General features: G+C 54.3%; 16 protein-coding genes and 1 other RNA gene. 10 read left to right on the top strand and 7 right to left on the bottom strand.

Annotated features, from left to right (window positions below; all coding sequences use genetic code 11):
• Positions 1–126 precede the first annotated feature (126 nt).
• Both aroH and FHN83_RS21250 read right to left on the bottom strand, forming a co-directional pair.
• The gene (gene aroH, locus FHN83_RS21245; protein ID WP_139564842.1) at positions 127–1,173 is read right to left on the bottom strand and encodes a 3-deoxy-7-phosphoheptulonate synthase AroH; all 1,047 of its coding nucleotides are present in this window, start codon (positions 1,171–1,173) and stop codon (positions 127–129) included.
• 153 nt (positions 1,174–1,326) lie between these two features.
• Positions 1,327–2,160, bottom strand: coding sequence for a pyruvate, water dikinase regulatory protein (locus FHN83_RS21250; RefSeq protein WP_139564843.1), 834 nt, complete (start codon positions 2,158–2,160; stop codon positions 1,327–1,329).
• Positions 2,161–2,498: 338 nt separating this feature from the next.
• Here FHN83_RS21250 and ppsA point away from each other — a divergent pair, with 338 nt between their 5' ends.
• Positions 2,499–4,877: a phosphoenolpyruvate synthase gene (gene ppsA, locus FHN83_RS21255; protein ID WP_039029089.1), complete on the top strand. Its 2,379-nt coding sequence runs from the start codon at positions 2,499–2,501 to the stop codon at positions 4,875–4,877.
• A 546-nt stretch (positions 4,878–5,423) separates the two neighbouring features.
• Positions 5,424–6,482: a hypothetical protein gene (locus tag FHN83_RS28265; protein WP_176556510.1), complete on the top strand. Its 1,059-nt coding sequence runs from the start codon at positions 5,424–5,426 to the stop codon at positions 6,480–6,482.
• A 23-nt stretch (positions 6,483–6,505) separates the two neighbouring features.
• Here FHN83_RS28265 and rprA read toward each other — a convergent pair.
• Together rprA and ydiK are read right to left on the bottom strand one after the other, a co-directional pair.
• Positions 6,506–6,616, bottom strand: an RNA gene (gene rprA / locus FHN83_RS21265) — antisense sRNA RprA.
• Positions 6,617–6,804: 188 nt separating this feature from the next.
• Positions 6,805–7,917 carry an AI-2E family transporter YdiK gene (ydiK, locus tag FHN83_RS21270; protein ID WP_039029091.1) on the bottom strand — a complete coding sequence of 371 codons (1,113 nt, stop codon included), beginning with the start codon at positions 7,915–7,917 and terminating at the stop codon, positions 6,805–6,807.
• Positions 7,918–8,123: 206 nt separating this feature from the next.
• Between ydiK and FHN83_RS21275 the strand changes: the two genes are divergently transcribed.
• Together FHN83_RS21275 and menI are read left to right on the top strand one after the other, a co-directional pair.
• Entirely contained in the window at positions 8,124–11,180 is a 3,057-nt protein-coding gene (locus FHN83_RS21275) for an FAD-binding and (Fe-S)-binding domain-containing protein (RefSeq protein ID WP_139564844.1), read from the top strand.
• The gene (gene menI, locus FHN83_RS21280; RefSeq protein ID WP_139564845.1) at positions 11,177–11,587 is read left to right on the top strand and encodes a 1,4-dihydroxy-2-naphthoyl-CoA hydrolase; all 411 of its coding nucleotides are present in this window, start codon (positions 11,177–11,179) and stop codon (positions 11,585–11,587) included. Before FHN83_RS21275 ends, menI begins: the two co-directional genes overlap by 4 nt.
• A gap of 431 nt (positions 11,588–12,018) precedes the next feature.
• Here menI and FHN83_RS21285 read toward each other — a convergent pair whose 3' ends face one another.
• Together FHN83_RS21285 and FHN83_RS21290 are read right to left on the bottom strand one after the other, a co-directional pair.
• Positions 12,019–12,660: a winged helix-turn-helix transcriptional regulator gene (locus FHN83_RS21285; RefSeq protein WP_139564846.1), complete on the bottom strand. Its 642-nt coding sequence runs from the start codon at positions 12,658–12,660 to the stop codon at positions 12,019–12,021.
• A gap of 85 nt (positions 12,661–12,745) precedes the next feature.
• The gene (locus tag FHN83_RS21290) at positions 12,746–13,405 is read right to left on the bottom strand and encodes a helix-turn-helix domain-containing protein (RefSeq protein WP_139564847.1); all 660 of its coding nucleotides are present in this window, start codon (positions 13,403–13,405) and stop codon (positions 12,746–12,748) included.
• Between the two features lie 501 nt (positions 13,406–13,906).
• Here FHN83_RS21290 and FHN83_RS21295 point away from each other — a divergent pair.
• The 6 genes from FHN83_RS21295 to FHN83_RS21320 are packed head-to-tail and all read left to right on the top strand — an operon-like array spanning position 13,907 to position 19,965.
• The gene (locus FHN83_RS21295) at positions 13,907–14,437 is read left to right on the top strand and encodes a fimbrial protein (protein WP_139564848.1); all 531 of its coding nucleotides are present in this window, start codon (positions 13,907–13,909) and stop codon (positions 14,435–14,437) included.
• Positions 14,438–14,496: 59 nt separating this feature from the next.
• Positions 14,497–15,174, top strand: a complete 678-nt coding sequence (locus tag FHN83_RS21300; protein WP_139564849.1) for a molecular chaperone — start codon at positions 14,497–14,499, stop codon at positions 15,172–15,174.
• Between the two features lie 44 nt (positions 15,175–15,218).
• Positions 15,219–17,726, top strand: a complete 2,508-nt coding sequence (locus FHN83_RS21305; protein ID WP_139564850.1) for a fimbria/pilus outer membrane usher protein — start codon at positions 15,219–15,221, stop codon at positions 17,724–17,726.
• 24 nt (positions 17,727–17,750) lie between these two features.
• Positions 17,751–18,758: a fimbrial protein gene (locus tag FHN83_RS21310; protein ID WP_139564851.1), complete on the top strand. Its 1,008-nt coding sequence runs from the start codon at positions 17,751–17,753 to the stop codon at positions 18,756–18,758.
• Between the two features lie 13 nt (positions 18,759–18,771).
• Positions 18,772–19,284, top strand: coding sequence for a fimbrial protein (locus FHN83_RS21315; protein ID WP_139564852.1), 513 nt, complete (start codon positions 18,772–18,774; stop codon positions 19,282–19,284).
• Positions 19,285–19,326: 42 nt separating this feature from the next.
• Positions 19,327–19,965, top strand: coding sequence for a LuxR C-terminal-related transcriptional regulator (locus tag FHN83_RS21320; protein WP_139564853.1), 639 nt, complete (start codon positions 19,327–19,329; stop codon positions 19,963–19,965).
• A gap of 54 nt (positions 19,966–20,019) precedes the next feature.
• On the opposite strand, the gene FHN83_RS21325 is transcribed toward FHN83_RS21320, so the two are convergent.
• The gene (locus FHN83_RS21325) at positions 20,020–21,591 is read right to left on the bottom strand and encodes a methyl-accepting chemotaxis protein (RefSeq protein ID WP_139564854.1); all 1,572 of its coding nucleotides are present in this window, start codon (positions 21,589–21,591) and stop codon (positions 20,020–20,022) included.
• Between the last annotated feature and the right edge of the window lie 188 nt (positions 21,592–21,779).

Here is a 21,779-nt window from a genome sequence, read left to right on the forward strand (position 1 = left end):
AACAGTGACGGAGGGAACGTTAAAGGGTTGTGCGGGATGAAAAAAGCCGGGTGGCGCTTCGCTTACCCGGCCTACAAAAGCGAAACCGTAGGCCGGGTAAGGCGTAGCCGCCACCCGGCGCAGACGTTAAAAACGGCTATCCACCGCTGCCGCAAGTTTATCCAGCAGCACTTCGGTATCTTCCCAGCTCAGGCAGGGGTCGGTAATGGACTGACCGTAGGTAATCGGCTGGCCGACCACCACTTTTTGCGTGCCTTCGCGCAGGAAACTTTCGGCCATAATCCCGGCAATGGCGCTGGAGCCGTTGCGGATCTGCTGGCACACCTCGTCGCAGACGTCCAGCTGGCGGCGGTGCTGTTTCTGGCAGTTGCCGTGGCTGAAATCGATCACCAGCTGCTCCGGCAGGTCGAACTCGCGCAGGGTGTCGCAGGCTTCGGCGATATCCTGCGGATGATAGTTCGGCTGTTTACCGCCGCGCATAATGATGTGGCCGTACGGGTTGCCGCTGGTTTGATAGATGGTCATCTGGCCGTTCTTGTCCGGAGACAGGAACATATGGCTGGCGCGGGCGGCGCGGATGGCATCCACCGCAATGCGGGTATTGCCGTCGGTGCCGTTTTTGAAGCCCACCGGGCAGGAGAGCGCCGAGGCCATTTCACGGTGGATCTGGCTTTCCGTAGTGCGTGCGCCAATCGCCCCCCAGCTGATGAGATCGGCGATAAACTGTCCGGTCACCATATCCAGGAATTCGGTGGCGGTCGGCACGCCAAGTTCGTTAACCTGCAACAGCAGTTTGCGCGCCAGCTGAATGCCGTGATTGACCCGGTAGCTGCCGTTTAAATCGGGATCGGAGATCAGCCCTTTCCAGCCCACCACTGTGCGCGGTTTCTCAAAGTAGGTGCGCATCACGATCTCAAGCCGCGCCTGGTGCTTATCCCGCAGCCCTTTCAGGCGCTGGGCGTAATCCATCGCGGCATCAAGATCGTGAATGGAGCAGGGACCTACGATCACCAGCAGGCGGCGATCGTCCCCGTTCAGGATTTTTTCAATACGCTTACGTGACGTTGTCACGTGGTCGGCCACTGCCGCAGAAACAGGGTATCGCTGGGCCAGTTCTGCTGGCGTCACCAGGCTGTCGATACGCGCTGTGCGGAGTTCATCGGTTTTATTCATGGTATTTCTCAGAATGTAGTGCTTCATCGGTAACTTACCGGGAAGTGATGGGCATCACCTTAAACCAATCCCCGCTGATTTCAAGTGCAGGGCACAAGCGTGCCCTGTTATGGGTAGCGAGTATAAAGGATTGTGAACCAATGTACTAGCCTGTTAGTACATGCGGCGGTTCAGCCCCATTATGTCAAGGATCTTGGTGGCAATTTCTTCTACCGAATAGTTGGTACTGTTGAGACAGGGAATGTTGTTCTTCCGGTACAGGGCTTCCACTTCAGCCACCTCCATCCGGCACTGGCGCATCGACGCATAGCGGCTGTTTTCCCGACGCTCTTCGCGAATTGCTGCCAGACGTTCCGGGTTAATGGTCAGACCAAACAGCTTGTGCTGGAGCGGTTTCAGCGCCGCCGGCAGGACCAGATTATCCATATCATCGGCAATAAAGGGGTAGTTTGCCGCGCGGATGCCGAACTGTAACGCCAGATAGAGGCTGGTGGGGGTTTTGCCGCAGCGCGAAACGCCGAGCAGAATGACCTGGGCCTGATCGAGGTTGCGCATCGAGATGCCGTCATCGTGGGCGAGGGTGTAGTCGATGGCGGCGATACGGGCGTCGTACTTAATGATATTCGTCGGGTTCAGACCGTGGGTGCGGTGCGCCACCGGGGTAGGGTCCAGCTTCAACTCCTGCTGCAGCGGGGCCACCAGCGCCTGGACGATGTCCTGGCAGAAGCCTTCGCTTTGCAGAATGATATTGCGGATTTCCGGGATCACAATCGAGTAGAACACCAGCGGACGCTCGCCGGTCTGCTGGAAAATGGCATCAATTTGATCTTTCACCGCTCTGGCGCGGCTCTCGTTTTCCACAAACGGCAGGGTGATGCTGTTGATGGAAACCGGGAATTGCGACATCACCGCATGGCCCAGCACTTCGGCGGTGATCGCCGTACCATCGGAAATATAAAAAACGTGGCGATCGACAGCATTATCCATTTTGCACACTCGGTATATCAGATGTAATTGACTGAAAGCATAAATTAAAAAAGTAAATTACAACAGTCAACGGGCGCGGGAAATTCAAAATGAAACGCTATTTTTATTTTTAATGAAAGGGGTGTTTCATTTTTCAAAATCACCCTAAAGTCTGAGTTTTTTTGTGGGAATCCATAGGAATCATCAGGTTAGCATTTAAGCGGGAACAGTCTGAAAAGCGAAAAAATAAAAGTGCTTACACGATTCACCGTTTTTTTAGCGCGATTAAATATGACAGTATAAATACGCAGTAAGGAGTTTCTTAAAACCCGTTCATATATCATAAAAGGATTGTTTCGATGTCCAACAATGGCTCGTCACCGCTGGTGCTTTGGTATAACCAACTCGGCATGAATGATGTAGACAGAGTTGGAGGCAAAAATGCCTCCCTGGGTGAAATGATTACAAATCTGTCCAGTATGGGTGTCTCCGTACCGAATGGATTTGCTACCACCGCCGATGCTTTTAACTATTTTCTGGATCAAAGCGGCGTAAACCAGCGCATTTACGAACTACTGGATAACACGGACATTGATGATGTCTCCGAGCTTGCCAAAGCCGGGACGCAGATCCGCCAGTGGATCATCGACACACCTTTCCAGCCTGAACTGGAAAAAGCCATCCACGACGCCTATAACCAGCTCTCCGCTGATGATGCTCAGGCCTCCTTTGCCGTGCGCTCCTCCGCCACCGCAGAAGATATGCCGGATGCCTCCTTTGCCGGTCAGCAGGAGACTTTCCTTAACGTACAGGGCTACGATGCGGTTCTGGTGGCGGTTAAACACGTGTTTGCTTCCCTGTTTAACGACCGCGCCATCTCCTATCGCGTGCATCAGGGCTACGACCACCGCGGCGTTGCGCTGTCGGCAGGCGTGCAGCGCATGGTGCGTTCGGATCTGGCCTCATCAGGCGTGATGTTCTCTATTGATACCGAATCGGGTTTCGATCAGGTGGTCTTTATCACCTCCGCCTGGGGTCTGGGCGAGATGGTGGTGCAGGGTGCGGTCAACCCTGACGAATTCTACGTACACAAGCCAACCCTGGCAGCGGATCGCCCGGCTATCGTGCGTCGCACCATGGGTTCGAAAAAAATCCGCATGATCTACGCCCCGACCCAGGAGCACGGCAAGCAGGTCCGTATTGAAGACGTGCCGCAGGAACAGTGCGACCGCTTCTCGCTGACCGATGCCGAAGTGCAGGAGCTGGCGAAGCAGGCGGTGCAGATTGAGAAGCACTATGGCCGTCCGATGGATATCGAATGGGCCAAAGACGGTAACACCGGCAAGCTGTTTATCGTCCAAGCGCGTCCGGAAACCGTCCGCTCCCGCGGCCAGGTGATGGAGCGTTACACCCTGCATGCCCAGGGCAAAATCATCGCTGAAGGCCGTGCCATCGGCCACCGCATCGGCGCTGGCCCGGTGAAAGTGATCCACGACATCAGCGAAATGAACCGTATCCAGCCGGGCGACGTGCTGGTCACCGACATGACCGACCCGGACTGGGAACCGATCATGAAAAAGGCGGCAGCGATTGTCACCAACCGTGGCGGCCGTACCTGTCACGCGGCAATCATCGCCCGTGAGCTGGGTATTCCGGCGGTTGTTGGCTGCGGCGACGCCACCGAACGCATGAAAGACGATGAGAATGTCACCGTCTCCTGTGCCGAAGGCGACACCGGTTACGTCTACGCCGAACTGCTGGACTTCAGCGTGAAGAGCTCCAGCGTGGATACCATGCCGGATCTGCCGCTGAAGATCATGATGAACGTCGGCAACCCGGACCGTGCTTTTGACTTTGCCTGTCTGCCTAACGAAGGCGTTGGCCTGGCGCGTCTGGAGTTCATCATCAACCGTATGATCGGGGTCCACCCGCGTGCGCTGCTGGAGTTCGACGACCAGGATCCGAAGCTGCAGAAAGAAATTCGCGAGATGATGAAGGGCTACGACTCGCCGAAAGAGTTCTACGTCGGCCGTCTGACCGAAGGGATCGCGACCCTTGGCGCTGCCTTCTTCCCGAAACGCGTGATCGTGCGTCTCTCTGACTTCAAATCGAACGAATACGCCAACCTGGTGGGCGGCGAGCGTTACGAGCCGGAAGAAGAGAACCCGATGCTGGGCTTCCGTGGCGCCGGTCGTTATGTCTCTGACAGCTTCCGCGACTGTTTTGCCCTGGAGTGCGAGGCGGTGAAACGCGTGCGTAACGAGATGGGCCTGACCAACGTCGAGATCATGGTGCCGTTCGTGCGTACCGTGGATCAGGCGAAGGCGGTGGTTGACGAGCTGGCGCGTCAGGGGCTGAAGCGCGGCGAGAACGGACTCAAAATCATCATGATGTGTGAGATCCCGTCCAACGCCCTGCTGGCAGAGCAGTTCCTTGAGCACTTCGACGGCTTCTCTATCGGCTCGAACGATATGACGCAGCTGGCACTGGGTCTGGATCGCGACTCCGGCGTGGTCTCCGCGCTGTTTGATGAGCGTAACGAAGCGGTGAAAGCGCTGCTGTCGATGGCTATCCGCGCCGCGAAGAAACAGGGCAAGTACGTCGGCATCTGTGGCCAGGGTCCTTCCGACCATGAAGACTTTGCCGCATGGCTGATGGAAGAGGGGATCGACAGCCTGTCCCTGAACCCGGACACCGTGGTACAAACCTGGCTCAGCCTGGCCGAACTGAACAAGTAACGTCACGCTTCAGCACCGAATAAAGGCGAGGACTTTGGTCCTCGCCTTTTTTTATGCTTCATGCTCAGGACATTAACCGTTACGTTATCGCTCTGTTTACCAGTGCGGTTTCTTTAAATATTTCAACTGATTAAAAAATAGCCAGCGATATTAACGCTGATTTTATTTGATGCATTTGTGCTATTCAGGGCGGTCAGCGTTGACTGTTTTATCCTGTAAGAACATTCTTAGCGGGCACAAGTGAACGACGCTTTATTAATAGTGGTGGGAGCTAACAAATAATTAATATTAACACGCGATGGAAAGCTAAATATTCTCAAGGCTCAATGCGAAACACAAATACGCTGCATTTATGGAACGTTTCAAACATTGTGAAACAGGTGCGGTGTGTGAGCAGTGCTTTATCCCACTGTATTGTTGCATGGGTTCTGGTATTGAAATTTAGGGTGTTATCACCGTTGGTATAATGCCAGTTATCACGGTTAAAGAGTTGATTGTGCTTCTTCAGCGTCAGCAAATAGTTGCTGACGTATCGGGGTGATCCTTATGAATATGATCGTCCCGCTCTGTTCTGTTAATTTAAGTGTGGAATTTAAAATGAAACGTTCTGTCTTAGCTTTGCTTATTCTTAGTTCTTTTGCTGCCTCTGCTCACGGTAATCACGGTAATCACGGTGGCGGTCATATGGGCGGCCATTCTTTTAATAATCATTCTTTCAATGGTCATGGTTTTAATGGTCGTAATGCAGGACGCATTAATAATGGGCACACCTTTAACGGCTTTTCGCGCGGCTCAATTAACATGGGTGACACCAGCCGTACTATTGCTGTAAAAGACGGTGCGATAGTGGGTACCAAAACGACCACTATGGGTAATGTCACACGACTGGAAACTAACGTTATTTCTGCAGACTATCGCTCGCATTCTGTCGCGGTAACCAACGGCACGAAGACGGCGGTAGCAACGGGTAGCTATAAAGACGGTATGGGTGGTATCAGCGTGCATGGCGTGAATAATGGTGTGAATACTGTCGGTCATGTCTCTTTATACAACGATGTTGCAAATGCCGCTTATCGCACCAGTGTGGTTAAAAACGACGAAGTGACCCGTGTTGGCCTTAACGTTGTCTCTCCAACTCAGCGTTCACATATGGTCGATGTGAAGAGTGGTGACTACTCCCATGTTCACACGCGTGGTTCCCTTGACACTGAAGAGGGCGTGCGTGGCTGGAACAAGTCAGTTACCAAAGAAGGCCAGTATGGTTTTGAACGTTCTGTTGATGCTAAAGGCATTGCAACTGTCGCTGCCTTTGGTCCAGCGCATTACGCTGAGATTGTCGCCAATCTGAACACCGGTAAATACAAAGCGTTTAGTGATATCACTCCACCGACGCCTGTACCAACCCCGACTCCAACCCCAACGCCGACGCCAGCACCAGCACCGACGCCAGCACCAGCGCCGACGCCAGCACCAGCACCGACGCCAGCACCGACGCCAACACCAGCGCCAGCGCCAACCCCTGTCACACCTGACATGCCTGTTACCGCTCACATCTCATATGTGAACGCTGATAACGACTACGTTTTGTACTGGTGGAATGTATAACAGGCAGGAGCATGAATTTTATTATAAAAAAAAGCCCATCGTGGGAGATGGGCAAAGACTACACACAGCAATTCGTTGTTTCACTCAGGGGATTTCCATGCTTATAAATCAAGATGTTGTTGATTCATAACCGTGACCTAATAGTAGGCATAGCGAATTTTTGCGTCGATCAGATTCGTCTCAATAGTTTAAAAAGCATGAAGAATTTATGAAGTAGATTGAAGGAATTAGGGGCGCTGAAGGGTTTAGTGGTGCTTAATGCCAAGCTAATTGATAAGTGTTGCTTAACATTCTGGTGGGCGTACCCACCAGAATGGGAGATTTACTGTTTCGGCTCGTCCGTTTCGTGAAGCGTGGCAAGCAGGACATCGGGATCGGTTGGCGGTAGCGGGACTTCGTGCACCCAGGCGGAGAAGAGTCGCCAGGAGACGGCCAGCAGCACCGGTCCGATAAACAGACCGATCATGCCGAAAGCGATCAACCCACCGATCACGCCGGAGAGGATCAGAATCAACGGCAGATCGGCCCCCATGCGGATCAGTAGCGGGCGGATCACGTTATCCATCGTACCCACCACGCAGCTCCAGACCAGCAGCACCGTGCCCCAGGTGGTATCCCCGCTCCAGTAGAGCCAGATAATTGCCGGAACCAGAACCAGCAATGGCCCCAGCTGCATCAGACAGGTTAACAACATCAGCACCGTAAAGAGGGTGGCGTAAGGCACCCCCGCGATCGCCAGACCAATACCGCCCAGCACCGACTGCACCAGCGCCGTCACCACCACGCCTAACGCCACCGCGCGCACCGCCTGCGCCGCCAGCAGCATCGCCGCGTCGCCGCGCGTCGAAGCCAGACGGGTGGCAAAATGACGCACCCCAAGGGCTACCCGCTCTCCGCGCCAGTAGAGCAGGGCGCTGAACAGCAGCATCAGCACGCAGTGCACCACAAAGCGGCCCAGATGGGCAGCGGTACCCACAAACCAGGTGGTGGTGGCGCCAATATAGGGCCGCACTTTCGCCATAATGGCGCTGCCGCCCATGTCCAGCAGGTTGTGCCAGCCGGCATAGAGCTTGTCGCCAATCAGCGGAATGTCGTTCAGCCAGGCCATTTCCGGCAGCGTCATATCGCCGCTGGTGATGCTGGAAATGAGCGGGCCGCTGCCGTCCACCAGGCTATTCACCAGTAACGCAACCGGGATAACAAACAGCAGCACCAGCAGCAGCGTCATCACCAGCACCGCCAGCGTGCGGCGACCAAACAGTAAACGCTCGAGGCGAATGAACAGCGGCCAGGTGGCGATCACCACGGTCCCCGCCCATGCAAAGCCAAGAATAAAGGGTTGAACAATCCACAGACACGCAATAATCATGATTGCCAGGAACAGCACCGACAGCAAAACTTGTGCAACGTCCCTGGGCTGGTGTCGATTGACCATAAATGAAATTCACCTTGTGAGAACACCGGCAGACCGGCGAGAACATGAAACCGCATCACTATAATCATTAGTGATTTCAGCCATTTTTAACAGGCAGATTCTGCCTGTAATTCTGTCGGGCGGATACGTTTAAAATGTGATACAAAATGTGAGACACAACGCAAACGATTATCTACAACTATTCAGATTGGGCAGGGTCGACAGTAATGATCCCACAAATTTCTCAGGCACCCGGCGTCGTTCAGCTGGTGCTGAATTTTTTGCAGGCACTGGAGCAACAGGGTTTTACCGGCGATACCGCCACACGTTATGCCGACCGGCTGACGATGGCGACCGACAACAGTATCTACCAGCTACTTCCCGATGCAGTCGTTTTTCCCCGTTCTACCGCTGATGTGGCACTCCTTGCCCGTCTGGCGTCCCAGGAGCGATTCGCTTCGTTAATCTTTACCCCTCGCGGCGGCGGCACCGGCACCAACGGCCAGGCGCTGAACACGGGGATCGTTGTCGATATGTCCCGCTACATGAACCGCATCATTGAGATCAACCCGGAAGAGGGGTGGGTGCGGGTGGAAGCCGGGGTCATTAAGGATCAGCTGAACCAGTACCTGAAGCCGTACGGCTATTTCTTTGCGCCGGAGCTGTCGACCAGTAACCGCGCCACCCTCGGCGGCATGATCAATACCGACGCCTCCGGTCAGGGGTCGCTGGTGTACGGTAAAACCTCCGATCGCGTCCTTGGCGTGCGGGCGGTGCTGCTGGGCGGTGATATTCTCGATACCCAGCCGATGCCGGTTCAGCTTGCCGAAACGCTCGGAAAAGACAACACCACCACCGGGCGCATCTATCGCACCGTACTGGAACGCTGTCGCGACAACCGCCAGCTGATTATCGATAAATTCCCGAAACTGAACCGCTTCCTGACCGGCTACGATCTGCGCCATGTCTTTAATGACGATCTCAGCCAGTTCGATTTGACCCGCATCCTCACCGGTTCCGAAGGGACGCTGGCCTTTATCACCGAGGCGCGTCTCGACATCACTCGTCTGCCCAAAGTCCGCCGCCTGGTGAATGTGAAGTACAACTCCTTCGACTCTGCGCTGCGTAACGCGCCCTTTATGGTGGATGCCCGCGCGCTGTCGGTGGAAACCGTCGACTCCAAAGTGCTTAACCTGGCGCGGGAAGATATCGTCTGGCACTCGGTCAGCGAGCTGATTACCGACGTGCCCGACAAAGAGATGCTTGGCCTCAACATCGTTGAATTTGCCGGCGATGACGCCGGGCTTATCGAAAGCCAGGTCGAGAACCTGTGCCAGCGCCTGGACGAGCTCATCGCCCGGGGCGAGGGCGGGGTAATTGGCTGGCAGCTTTGCAACGATCTCTCCGGCATCGAGCGTATCTATGCGATGCGTAAAAAAGCGGTGGGGCTGCTGGGCAACGCCAAAGGGGCGGCCAAGCCGATCCCCTTTGCCGAAGATACCTGCGTCCCGCCGGAAAACCTGGCGGATTACATCGTCGAGTTCCGCGCGCTGCTCGACAGCCACGGCCTGAGCTACGGCATGTTTGGCCATGTCGACGCCGGGGTGCTGCACGTGCGCCCGGCGCTGGATATGTGCGATCCGCAGCAGGAGATCCTGATGAAGCAGATCTCCGACGACGTGGTGGCGCTCACCGCGAAGTATGGCGGCCTGCTGTGGGGCGAGCACGGGAAGGGGTTCCGCGCGGAATACAGTCCGGCCTTCTTTGGCGAGCAGCTGTACGGCGAACTGCGCAAAATCAAAGCCGCCTTTGATCCGGACAACCGCCTCAACCCCGGTAAAATCTGCCCGCCAGAAGGCATTGACGCCCCGATGATGCAGGTGGACGCGGTCAAACGCGGCACTTTCGACCGTCAGATCCCCATTGCCGTGCGCTCGTCCTGGCGCGGGGCGATGGAGTGTAACGGCAACGGCCTGTGCTTTAACTTTGATGTTAAAAGCCCGATGTGCCCGTCTATGAAGATCACCAGCAACCGCATCCACTCGCCGAAGGGGCGTGCGACTCTGGTACGCGAGTGGCTGCGTCTGCTCGCCGACCGCGGCGTGGATCCGCTGGCGCTGGAAAAAGAGCTGCCGGAAAAACGCGCCAGCCTGCGGACTCTCGTCGAGCGCACCCGCAACAGCTGGCATGCGCGCAAAGGGGAGTATGACTTCTCCCACGAGGTGAAAGAGGCGATGTCGGGCTGCCTGGCCTGCAAAGCCTGTTCCACCCAATGCCCGATTAAGATCGACGTCCCGGAGTTCCGCTCGCGCTTCCTGCAGCTCTATCACAGTCGTTATCTGCGCCCGATGCGCGATCATCTGGTGGCCACGGTGGAGAGCTATGCCCCGCTGATGGCCCGCGCGCCGCGCACCTTTAACTTCTTTATCAACCAGCCGCTGGTGCGCAAACTCTCCGAGAAGCATATCGGCATGATCGACCTGCCGCTGCTCTCCACGCCGTCATTGCAGCGTCAGATGGTCGGCCACCGCTCCGCTAACCTGACCCTCGAGCAGCTTGAGACCCTGAGCGCCGAGCAAAAAGCGAAAACGGTGCTGGTGGTGCAGGATCCCTTTACCAGCTATTACGATGCGCAGGTGGTGGCCGATTTTATTCGTCTGGCCGAGCGGCTGGGGTATCAGCCGGTGCTGCTGCCGTTTTCACCGAATGGCAAAGCGCAGCACATTAAAGGTTTCCTCAACCGCTTTGCGAAAACGGCGCAAAAAACCTCGGACTTCCTGAGCCGGGTGGCGCAGCTGGGCATGCCGATGGTGGGCGTCGATCCGGCGCTGGTGCTCTGCTATCGCGATGAGTACAAACAGACGCTCGGCGACAAGCGCGGCGAGTTCCACGTGATGCTGGTGCACGAGTGGCTGCCATCGGTTGTCAACGCGCAAACCGCGCCGGAGACCAGCGGCGAGCCGTGGTATCTGTTCGGGCACTGCACCGAAGTAACCGCGCTGCCGGGGGCGCCTGCGCAGTGGGCCGCTATCTTTGCTCGCTTTGGCGCGAAGCTGGAGAGCGTCAGCGTGGGCTGTTGCGGTATGGCCGGAACCTACGGCCATGAGGTGGTGAACCACGCCAACTCGCTCGGGATCTACGAGCTCTCCTGGCACCAGGCGATGCAGCGTCTGCCGCGTAACCGCTGTCTGGCGACCGGCTACTCATGCCGTAGCCAGGTCAAACGCGTCGAGGGCAGCGGCGTGCGCCATCCACTGCAGGCCTTACTGGAGATTATGGGATGATGTGGAAACGCGCGGTCACGTTGCAGGCGTTAAACGCCATGAGCGACGGAAATATGGTGGGATTGCTGGATATCCAGTTTACCCGCATCGGCGAGGATGAACTGGAAGCCACTATGCCGGTGGACAGCCGCACCCATCAGCCGTTTGGCCTGCTGCACGGCGGCGCCTCTGTGGTGCTGGCCGAAACCCTGGGTTCGGTGGCGGGCTATCTCTGCACTGAAGGGGAGCAGAAGGTGGTGGGGCTGGAGGTGAATGCCAACCACATGCGTTCCGTGCGCAGCGGTCGAGTGCGCGGGGTCTGCCGCGCGCTGCATACCGGCGGGCGCCACCAGGTGTGGCAGATTGATATCTTCGATGAACAGCAGCGTCTGTGCTGCTCGTCGCGGCTCACCACCGCCGTAGTATAAAAAAAGGCCGCGAATGCGGCCTTTTTGCTTTTCCATCTCGTTGAAATAGCATCGCTTCCTGGCGGGCCGCAATTTATGCTAATTCGCACCCTCGGATTTATGAGACTATTCCTATGCTCCTTCAAGAGCTAAGCCATATTGAGTGCCGGAGATAAGCGCCGGATGGAGCGAGAAGCCCTTAAGATTACCTCAGGTAGTCTTAAGGGCTTTCTTTTTGGTACTCAGTAATCGTTGTTAATGTCCTGCATGGCAGACAGGATAACCAGCCCGGTAATGACGACGGCAACGACGGCGATGGTCACAAGTGCAATGAGCATTTTCCCCTCCGTATGCTGCCCTTTTGCCAAAGCATAGCGCACCAGGAGGGGATCGCCTCAGCCATCCGACTGAGATTCGGAATACGCTTACAATGCGAACATGTGCGAATTCACTCAATATTTAGTGGGGAGTTTGTTAATTTTAATCAGTCGGCCCTCTTCCATTTCCACATAACCGCCGGCTTTCAGATCGGCCAGAATACGCATTACGCCGCTGCGTGAAAGCTGCGTCTTATCCCGGATATACCTCTCTGCGGTGATCTTTTCGCGAAAACTCTCATCCTCATTCATCAGTTCAAGCAGGTGCTTGCGGATTAATTCATACGCCGTTGGCGTGCCCTCGGGCATGATGTGGTGGTAGAGCCGGTTATAGACAAACATCAGATGGCTGGAAACCAATCCCCACAGATCCTGCTGCTGGCAAATAGCGTTGACCTTATCGGCCGGAATAATGCCAATTTTGCACGGCTTGATGGTTTTGAAATAGTCGTCGAAATAGATATCCGTCAGGTTCGCCAGGCCGAAAACCGCAGGGCTGGTGGCGGTTGACAGCAGCATATTGTTGCTCCGGCGATAGATCGCCACGCTCCCTTCAATGATCAGGTAACAGATCCCCTGACCTTTAACACACAGATCAAAGCGTTCCCCCCGCTGGGCGTCGTAAATGGTGGCGTGGGGTTGCAGATGGTTAATAAGTTCCTGAGACCAGGGCGACCCACGCGGAACCGAACCGGGCGGCGTTGTTGGCGATGACATAAAATAACCTGCGAGCTGAGAGTGTCGTAATGACGATTATTATAGTGCCACTCGGCTTTGATTAGCTCGGGTTACGCAGCGCGGATCAATATTTTTGCGGCAGGTGGTGAATATCCAGCAGTACACCCCGCTGCATGGTGATATATCCCCCGGTACGCAACTCTGACAGAATGCGCATGATGCCGCTTCGGGAAAGATAGGTGCGGCTCTTTATGTAAGCCGCCGCGGTGGTATTGAGCCGGACCGAATCGGGTTCCTGTAATAGCTCCACCAACTGCACCCGAATAATGTCATACGCGGACATTTGCGATATTTGCGAGCAGTGTTCATATATGCGGGAAACCGTGTAGATCAGCAGCCGGGAAAAATATTCCCATAACCCATCATTGGCGATGATTTGATTAAATAACGCCAGCGGCATACGGGCCACTTCAGAATCTTCCAGCGCCCTGGCATATAAATGCTCCGAGCACAATTGGCTGCTCACTCCCAGGATAAAGGGTGCGGATTCTGAATTCAGCACCACGCCATCGCCACGGCGATGCAGCGCCACACTGCCTTTTAATAACAGCCAGCACTGGCGAACATCCGCCTCGTAATAATGCACCACTTCGCCCTTATTAATCGTCATGGTCTCGGTAAAAGGTCGAAGATGCGCAATAAGTTTTTCTATATCGGCAAAAGGTTTTAACGCCAGCGAAGATGTGTTGGGACCGGCCTTTACCGCCGTCATACGGGTATTCATCAGGTGACCTCAATCTTAGCGAAATTATTGGCTGGTTATTACCGGGTAGGATTATCTTAAAAAGCATTGACACAGGGAATATGTGGGTTTGGTCTAAAAATAGACCGGGCATAAGCAATACGCCTTAACATATTGATTGGTCATTCTTTTTTCGCTGAGTCTATTAATAGACCCGACAAGGGAAGGTATTGTTCTATTCATAAGAATGAGATGAGACCCCTCGTGATGCGCGGAATTTCTTCAGTGAAGCCAGCGAAAAGAAGCCGTCCCAAAGTCTACAACTAGACTGAAAAACAATTTGAGTTTGGGAAAGTCTTTATATAAATTGCCGCCATGTGAGTAAAAAACAGACAGTGTCTTTTATATGCAGACAGGGTATTGTTCTTTTATTTACACCCAGGAACCAGCATAACGGGCATACAAAAATAAAAGGTGATGAACACCTTATGGATGCTTTTGCCCAAAAATGGTGATGACAAAAGTAATTAAGGAAATAATTTTATGAAAAAGAATATTATTATTGTTGCGTTAACAACTCTCGCTGCCGTTTCGTCCTCTTCTGTCTTCGCGGCAGCAGGGACGGTTAATTTTTCCGGGAATATTCTTGACTCGGCCTGTGAGGTTGCTGTTGCATCGCAAAACCAGAACGTAAACCTTGGCAATATTGATAGATCAGAGTTTCAAATTAAAGGGGACAAAACCACCGCAAAAGACTTCGACATTATATTAAAAGATTGTCCCGTTACTGTCACATCAGCGAAAGTCCGTTTTGACGGTGCGCCGGATTTAGTTAACCCGAGCCTGCTGGCCATTAATTCTTCAGTTGCGGGTGCGGCGACAGGGGTGGCGATTAATCTGATGTCGGCAGATAAAGCCGATCTGCCCCTGCACGGCGAAAACAACTACAACTATGTTCTGAGCAGCACCCAGGATAATATCCTGAAGTTTTATGCACAGTATATTTCCACGGCGTCAAGCGTGACGGCGGGGCCAGCAAACTCTGTCGCCAACTTCTCTGTTGTTTATAACTGATTTCCTGACCGGATATCAGATGGGGCCGGAAAACGGCCCCGTTGTTACTGAGGTATGTAATGAAATTTGTTCACAAAACCCTGCTCGCCAGTCTGCTTATTGTGACCGGCATATCAACTGCACGGGCAGGTATCGTTATTGGCGGAACGCGCCTCGTCTTTGATGGCAGTAAAAAAGAAGCGTCTATTAACGTAAATAATCCTGATAACTCACCGTATCTGATTCAGTCGTGGATAGAGGCGGCGGGTGACAGCACGCAAAAGCCGCCTTTTATTATTACGCCACCTCTTTACCGGCTGGATAAAGGACAGCAAAACGTTGAGCGGGTGGTATTAACCGGGGCATTACCTCAGGATCGTGAGAGTCTGTTCTGGCTGAATATAAAATCGATTCCTTCAGCAACCACAGTGGAGAATTCGCTGCAAATTGCCGTAAAAACGCGAATTAAACTAATTTACCGTCCGGCAGCATTAAAGCGCTCAACACCAGAGGAGCAGGCCGATAAATTAACCTGGCGACGCAGTGGAAATAAAATAGAGGTTACTAACCCTACCGACTATGTCATGAATTTCAACGAAATTACCGTCGGGGGTAAAAAAGTGCCGGAAGCAACCTGGATATTGCCGCATTCACAAACGGCAATCTCTCTGCCTGCACAAATCACGTCAGGTGCAGTGGTATTTAAATTGATCAACGATTTTGGCGGTACAGGGGAAGCACATACGGCAAACCTGTAACTAATAACAGGGGTTAAAGGTGATATTCATGGAGCAGCGTTAAGATGGACATCAGCGGATATAAAATCACGTGGCTGGCATGGTTTATTACCCTTGCCCTGGCGAGTGGTTTAAATAAAACTCAAGCACGAGAATTTTTTAACCCGGATTTAATCGAGCTCGATAATCCAGGCATCGACAAGGCCGATCTACAGGGTTTTGAAACAGGTTCCCAGGCGGCAGGTATTTACCATGTTGATATTATTCTTGACGGTCAGTTAACGGATACCCAGGACATCACCTTTAACAAAGTCAGTGATACGCAGGGGGAGGCGCGGCTTGAGCCCTGTCTGAGCGTCGAAATGCTGAGTAAATGGGGCGTTAAGACGGAGCAATTTCCACAGCTTAATCAGCCCGGTACGCCATGTGCGCGTCTGAGTGCCATTCCCCAGGCCAGCACTGATTTTCAGTTTACCAGCCAGCGCCTGGTGATCAGCGTCCCGCAGGCTGCGCTGTCGATGCAGGCCAGAGGCTATGTCCAGCCTGCGCTGTGGGATGACGGGATCACCGCCGCGATGCTCAACTACTCGCTGAGCGGCGCAAACAACCTGAACAAAAACGGCGGCAATGACAGCAGCCAGTACGCCAACCTGCGACCGGGCCTCAATATCGGCCCCTGGCGACTGCGCAACTACACCACTTGGTCACGGGACAACGACGGCCACACGCAGTGGGATAGCGTCTATACCTATGCCCAGCGCGGCATTGTCCCGCTGAAAGCCCAGCTGACGCTCGGAGACAGCTCCTCTCCGGCCGACGTGTTTGACAGCCTGCCTTTTCGCGGCGGACAGCTGGCGTCAGACGATGACATGCTGCCGGATTCGCTCCGGGGATACGCTCCGGTGGTGCGCGGCATTGCCAGAACCAACGCGCAGGTGATTATCCGCCAGAACGGCTACCAGATTTACCAGAACTATGTTGCACCGGGCGCGTTTGAAATTACCGATATGTACCCGACCGGTGGCGCAGGGGATCTCGACGTCACCATTAACGAGGCCGACGGCAGCGTACAGCACTTTACCGTGCCCTTTGCTTCCCTGCCGGTTTTGCAGCGTGAAGGGCAGCTGAAGTACGCCGTCACCGGCGGGCAGTACCGCTCATGGGATAGCCGCGTCGATAAGACGCCGTTCAGCCAGCTGACCGGGATCTACGGACTTCCGTATGGCCTGACCCTGTACGGCGGTTTTCAGGGCGCGAGTAAATACCAGTCGCTAGCCGCCGGGCTGGGGAAAAATATGGGCGATTTCGGCGCCTTTTCCGCGGATGTCACCCAGGGCTGGTCCACGCCGAAAGATGAGCAAAAATCGAACGGTCAGTCCTGGCGGGCGCGGTACAGCAAGAATTTCATTGGCACCGGGACCAACTTTGCCATCGCCGGCTATCGCTACTCCACCCGCGGCTTTTACGGGATGCAGGAGGTGCTGGACTCCTATGGCAGCGACAGTGCGCTCATTGAAAGGCGTCGTAACCGTGCCGAGCTAACCATGAGCCAGTCCCTGGGCAATAACCTCGGCTCTTTGATGTTAAGTGCGATGAGGGAAGATTACTGGAACGATGGCCAGTCGAAGACCTCATGGAGCCTGGGCTATAACAACTTCTGGCGTAGCGTCAGTTACGGTTTGACCTACACCTACAGTCACAACGGGAGCAACAGCGACGGTCGGTATGCTAAAGACCAGATGGTCGCTTTCAATATCAGCGTTCCGCTGGCGGCCTTCCTGCCGCAGACCTGGGTGAACTACAGCGTCACCGCCAGTAAGAACGGCGGCACCACGCACAATCTGGGGATCAACGGCACCGCGCTGGAAAATAATGCGCTTAGCTGGAACGTCCAGCAGGGTTACGGCACCAACAATGTTGGGTATACCGGCAACGTTAACGGGGATTACAAAGGCACCTACGGTGAAGTGACCGCTGGCTACAGCTACGACCAGCACAGCGACCGGCTGAATTACGGCCTGCAGGGTGGGGTGGTTGCCCACGAAGACGGCATCACCTTTTCTCAGGCGCTGGGCGAAACCAACGTGCTGATCAAAGCGCCGGGAGCAGCCGGGGTAGGGGTGCAAAACCAGTCAGGGGCCAGGACGGATTACCGCGGTTATACCCTGAGCGGCAATATTACCCCGTACCGGAAAAACGATATCTCGCTGTTGACCGACACCCTGCCCGCCGACGTCGAACTGGAACAGACGGTGCAGACCGTGGTGCCAACCCGGGGGGCGATTGTGCGGGCCAGCTATGTCGCCAGCGTCGGGCAGCGGATCCTGATGACGCTCACCCGGCAAAATGGACAGCCCGTTCCGTTCGGGGCAATTGCCACGGTGAACGGGGCGCAGAATTCGGGCTTTATTGTCGGCGATAGCGGGCAGGTTTATTTAACCGGCTTGCAGCCGGATGTGAAATTGACCGTGAAGTGGGGCGAAGGTGAACAACAGCGTTGCCAGGCTCATTACACTCTTAATAACAAGCAACCCGCCAGCGATATTATTCGTGCCGATGTTGTTTGCCGTTAAATAAATTTATGTGGATTACTCGAAATGTCTATTATCAGACGTCTGTTAATTTTGCTGGGGGGCGTATTTCCGCTGTACGGTTATGGGTGTAATTACACCACTATCGGCGCCCCTTATTCCGTTAATTACGGCAATATTATCGTCCAGCGCGATGTTCCCGTCGGGCAGGCGATAAGCAACGAAATTTATGGCTCGATGGCGCTGGCATACAGCTGCACGGCAACCGGAAATGAAGGCTCAACCACCGGGATGAAAAGCGGGGTATTAACCTATGCGTTTACCTCCGCTAATGGTCGCCGGGTGTATCAAACCAACCTGCCGGGCGTTGGGGTCTCTATCGGTTACTATGAGAAAACCACCGCCGGACCAAACTCATTCAGTGGCGATACCTGGCTCGGGGCCGATCTGTTCACAGCCTCATGGTCGTCGAATCCGAATGAGGTGGATGCCAGCAACTTCCAGCCGATCATCCAGTTCTGGAAAACCGGCAATATCACCTCGGGTTCTGTAACCGGGCAACTGGCGTCGTTTGTGGCCTGGACCGAGCAATATCGGGGTGGGGCGGCGGCCCCGGAGATCCCGGTTTATGCGGGAACCGGTTCGATTACCCAGGTGGCCTGTGACATCACGACGCCAAATCTGGTGTTCCCCCTGGGCGACATACCGGCAGGCGATTTCGGCGATACCGTTGGCACCGTCCCGGAACGGGGGCAGAACACGCAGAACCTCGGCCTGAACTGCGACAGTGGCGCCAATATTAACGTCACGCTGAGCGGCGTTCAGTACCCAGGCTTCAGTGATAACAGCGTGCTGGCGCTATCCGGACAGGGCTCGCCGGGCGTTGCTGACGGTGTCGGTGTGCAACTGCTTTATGACGGCAGGCCGCTGGTACTTAATAGCACCATTGCGCTGAAACAGACGACAGGCGGTCAGGAGAGTTTCGCAATCACCGCCCGCTATTATCAAACCAAAACCTCGGTAAGCACCGGAACCGCAAATGCCAGTGCCACCCTGATCCTCACCTATCAATAAAAGGAAAAGGTCGATGACGCTCAATATCATCGCGGTCGCGTTCGCCTGCCTGTTTACCGCCGGGGCGGCAGCAACGGATGCGGTCAATATCGCCGTAAAAGGCAGAATTGTGGCCTCGCCATGCGTGTTTAACGGTGGAAACTCGATTGTGAACGTCAGCCTGGGGAATATGCAGGCGAAAAATATGGCGACACCGGCTTCATCATCCACGCCCGTGCCTTTCAGTCTGACCTTTACCGACTGCCCGGCAGCAACACAAAGCGTGACGGCCACCTTTACCGGCACCGCCGATCCTGTTGCCGGGACTAATTATTACAAGAACAGCGGTTCAGCGACGAACATCGCGCTGGGCATTATTGAAACCAGCTCAGGGAGCTTAAAAGGCCCGGGTAACAGCATTACCCAAAATATTGCTGCCGATCGTACCGCCACCATGAATATGCAGGCGATTGCTTATTCCGATACCGGCGGTGTCACCCCCGGCACCCTCAGCGTCGCGGTGGTCGCGACGCTGGAATACAACTAATTCTGAATACGAAAGACGATAAACAGGAAGTGGAGGAGAGATATGACCATCAACGTGCTTATTAAAGAGACAGAGACACTTTACTGTTATGCGCTGAAAAATTTCATTGCCGATGTATTCAGAACACAGTTTCTGAGTGAGATTAATTTTATTACGGAATTTACCCGGGAGAGCATCAGCGAAGCCGATATTATTGTGCTCTCTCTTTGCCGTGGCGAGCCTTTTATCTGCACGCCCGAATTACTGGCCCGCAATAAAGGGGTGATGATTGGTCTGGTCAGTGGTGAACAGTACGAAAAAGAGACGTTACCGGGCTGTTTTAAAGAGATGGTTTTCATCTCGCGGGATGCCCCGTTAAACGACTTTCATCAGGTTTTTCGGGCGGCATGGCAAACCCTGCAGAGCGACGAGCAAAAGAGCGACACCCCCTCATGCGCCGATTGCCATCACCGGACGTTATCGCCCCGGCAAACCGTGATCATGGCGAGCCTGTATCAGGGGCTGTCGACGCCTGAAATCGCCAAAAAGCTGCATATTGATTACAAAACGGTGTATGCGCATAAGTATGACGTTATGCAGAAATTCCAGTTGGGCAGCGACCACGACCTGCAGGTGCTGCTGTCCAGAATGCGGGAAAAAAATACCCAGATAAACTTGCTGCGCGAATGCCTGAGAACGTAACGGGGTGCTGGCATGCAACAACCAGCCCACAGGGGCTGGTTGTCTGGCAAAGCGTCAGACGCTTTGCGGCTTCACTCTGAATACCGCCACGCTTTGTGCCAGCAGATCCGCCTGATCGTTAACCCCTGCGGCGGTGGTCGCGACCTCTTCTACCAGCGCGGCGTTTTGCTGCGTGACGTGATCCATCTGAGTGATTGCCACCCGGATCTGCTCCACGCCCCGGCGCTGCTCCTCGGAGGCGAGGGCAATACTCTCCATCACCTGGTTCACCTTGCCAACGGAATTGCTGATTTCAAGCATCGTCTGGCTGGTTTTACCGGCAAGCGCAGCACCTTCCTGGATATAGAGGGTCGATTCGTTAATCAGGGTGGTGATCTCTTTGGCCGATTCGGCACAGCGACGGGCGAGATTGCGAACTTCCCCTGCCACCACCGCAAAGCCGCGGCCCGTCTGCCCGGCGCGCGCCGCTTCAACGGCGGCATTCAGCGCCAGGATATTGGTCTGGAAGGCGATGCCGTCGATCACGCTGATAATGTCGACCATCTTCTGCGCGCTCTGGCTGATGGCGTCCATTTTTTGCGTGACATCCTGCATCTGCTTTTCGCCCGCGCTGGCGATTTTCGCCGTATTCTGCGCCATCTGTGAGGCATTAAGCGCGTTATCGGTATTCATTTTCACCGTAGAGGTGATCTGCTCCATGCTGGCCGCCGTCTCGACAACGGCTGCGGCCTGCTCTTCCGTGCGCCGGGACAGATCGTTATTCCCGGAGGCAATCTCCTGCGTACCGATATTGATCGTCTCCACGCCGTTTCTAATCGACCTGACGGTGTCGTTCAGTCCGGCCTGCATAGCCTGCAGCGAGGCGCACAGTTGCCCGATTTCATTGGTGCTGGTGACGCGGATCTCCCCGGTCAGGTTTCCGTTGCCAATATTGTCAAAGTGGTGCGCGACCTCCTGTAATGGGCGTATTAGCATTTTCCGCATCCAGATATTGATCATAAAGAACATAATAATCGCGACGACGATCATGCCCGACATCAGAATTAACGAAAATGAATAAGAGTGATTGCTGAACTGAATCACCTTATCTAATGCTGACTGAGTTTTGGCAATATAGGCGGTATAATCGCTGTCCCACTGCTGACGCGCATTTTTAATCTGCTCGCGGTGACTGTCCAGAAACGTTTTTATTTCCTGAGGGGATGCACCTGAATTGAGTGCTCCCTGATTTAATTTAACCGTATCAACCATTTGATTGTAGCTGCGGTTCATCTGCTGGCCTAGCTCTGGCAACGTGGTAGTCAGGCCTGGGATCTCAACAAACAGGTGATATTGCCGATCGGCTTCTTTAAGCAGGGTGTTGATTTTATTCATTGTTTCCGGCGTATCAACCGGCTCGTTATGGAGCCTGGCCTGAAACGTTGAGTCAATCAATATACGCACGCTTAACAGATTATCGCGGGTGGCATTCAACGCTTTTTGTTCGCTGGAGTTATAACTCATCTTTGTCACATAGCTGTTGCTGAGCTTGAGGAAATAAAGCCCCAGCCCGCTGGAGAGCACAAGCATAAGGGTAAATAATCCCAGCACGATCATTAACCCTGAGCTAATTTTTAAATTTTTCAAGTCGACTCCTTTAATATGGACTGAAGCAATTACATTTCTCAGGGTGTTTATCGGCAAGGGTGAGAGCGGATTGAGGTGATAAAGCGGATATTCAGGCAAAACGCGAAATACGCATTAAATAGCCAGAATGACATCGTTGCGCAGAAGAGAAAGTTGATGATCCGTATGCCTATAAAACCGATGTTCAC

This window comes from Leclercia adecarboxylata (assembly GCF_006171285.1).
Classification (GTDB): domain Bacteria; phylum Pseudomonadota; class Gammaproteobacteria; order Enterobacterales; family Enterobacteriaceae; genus Enterobacter; species Enterobacter barmai.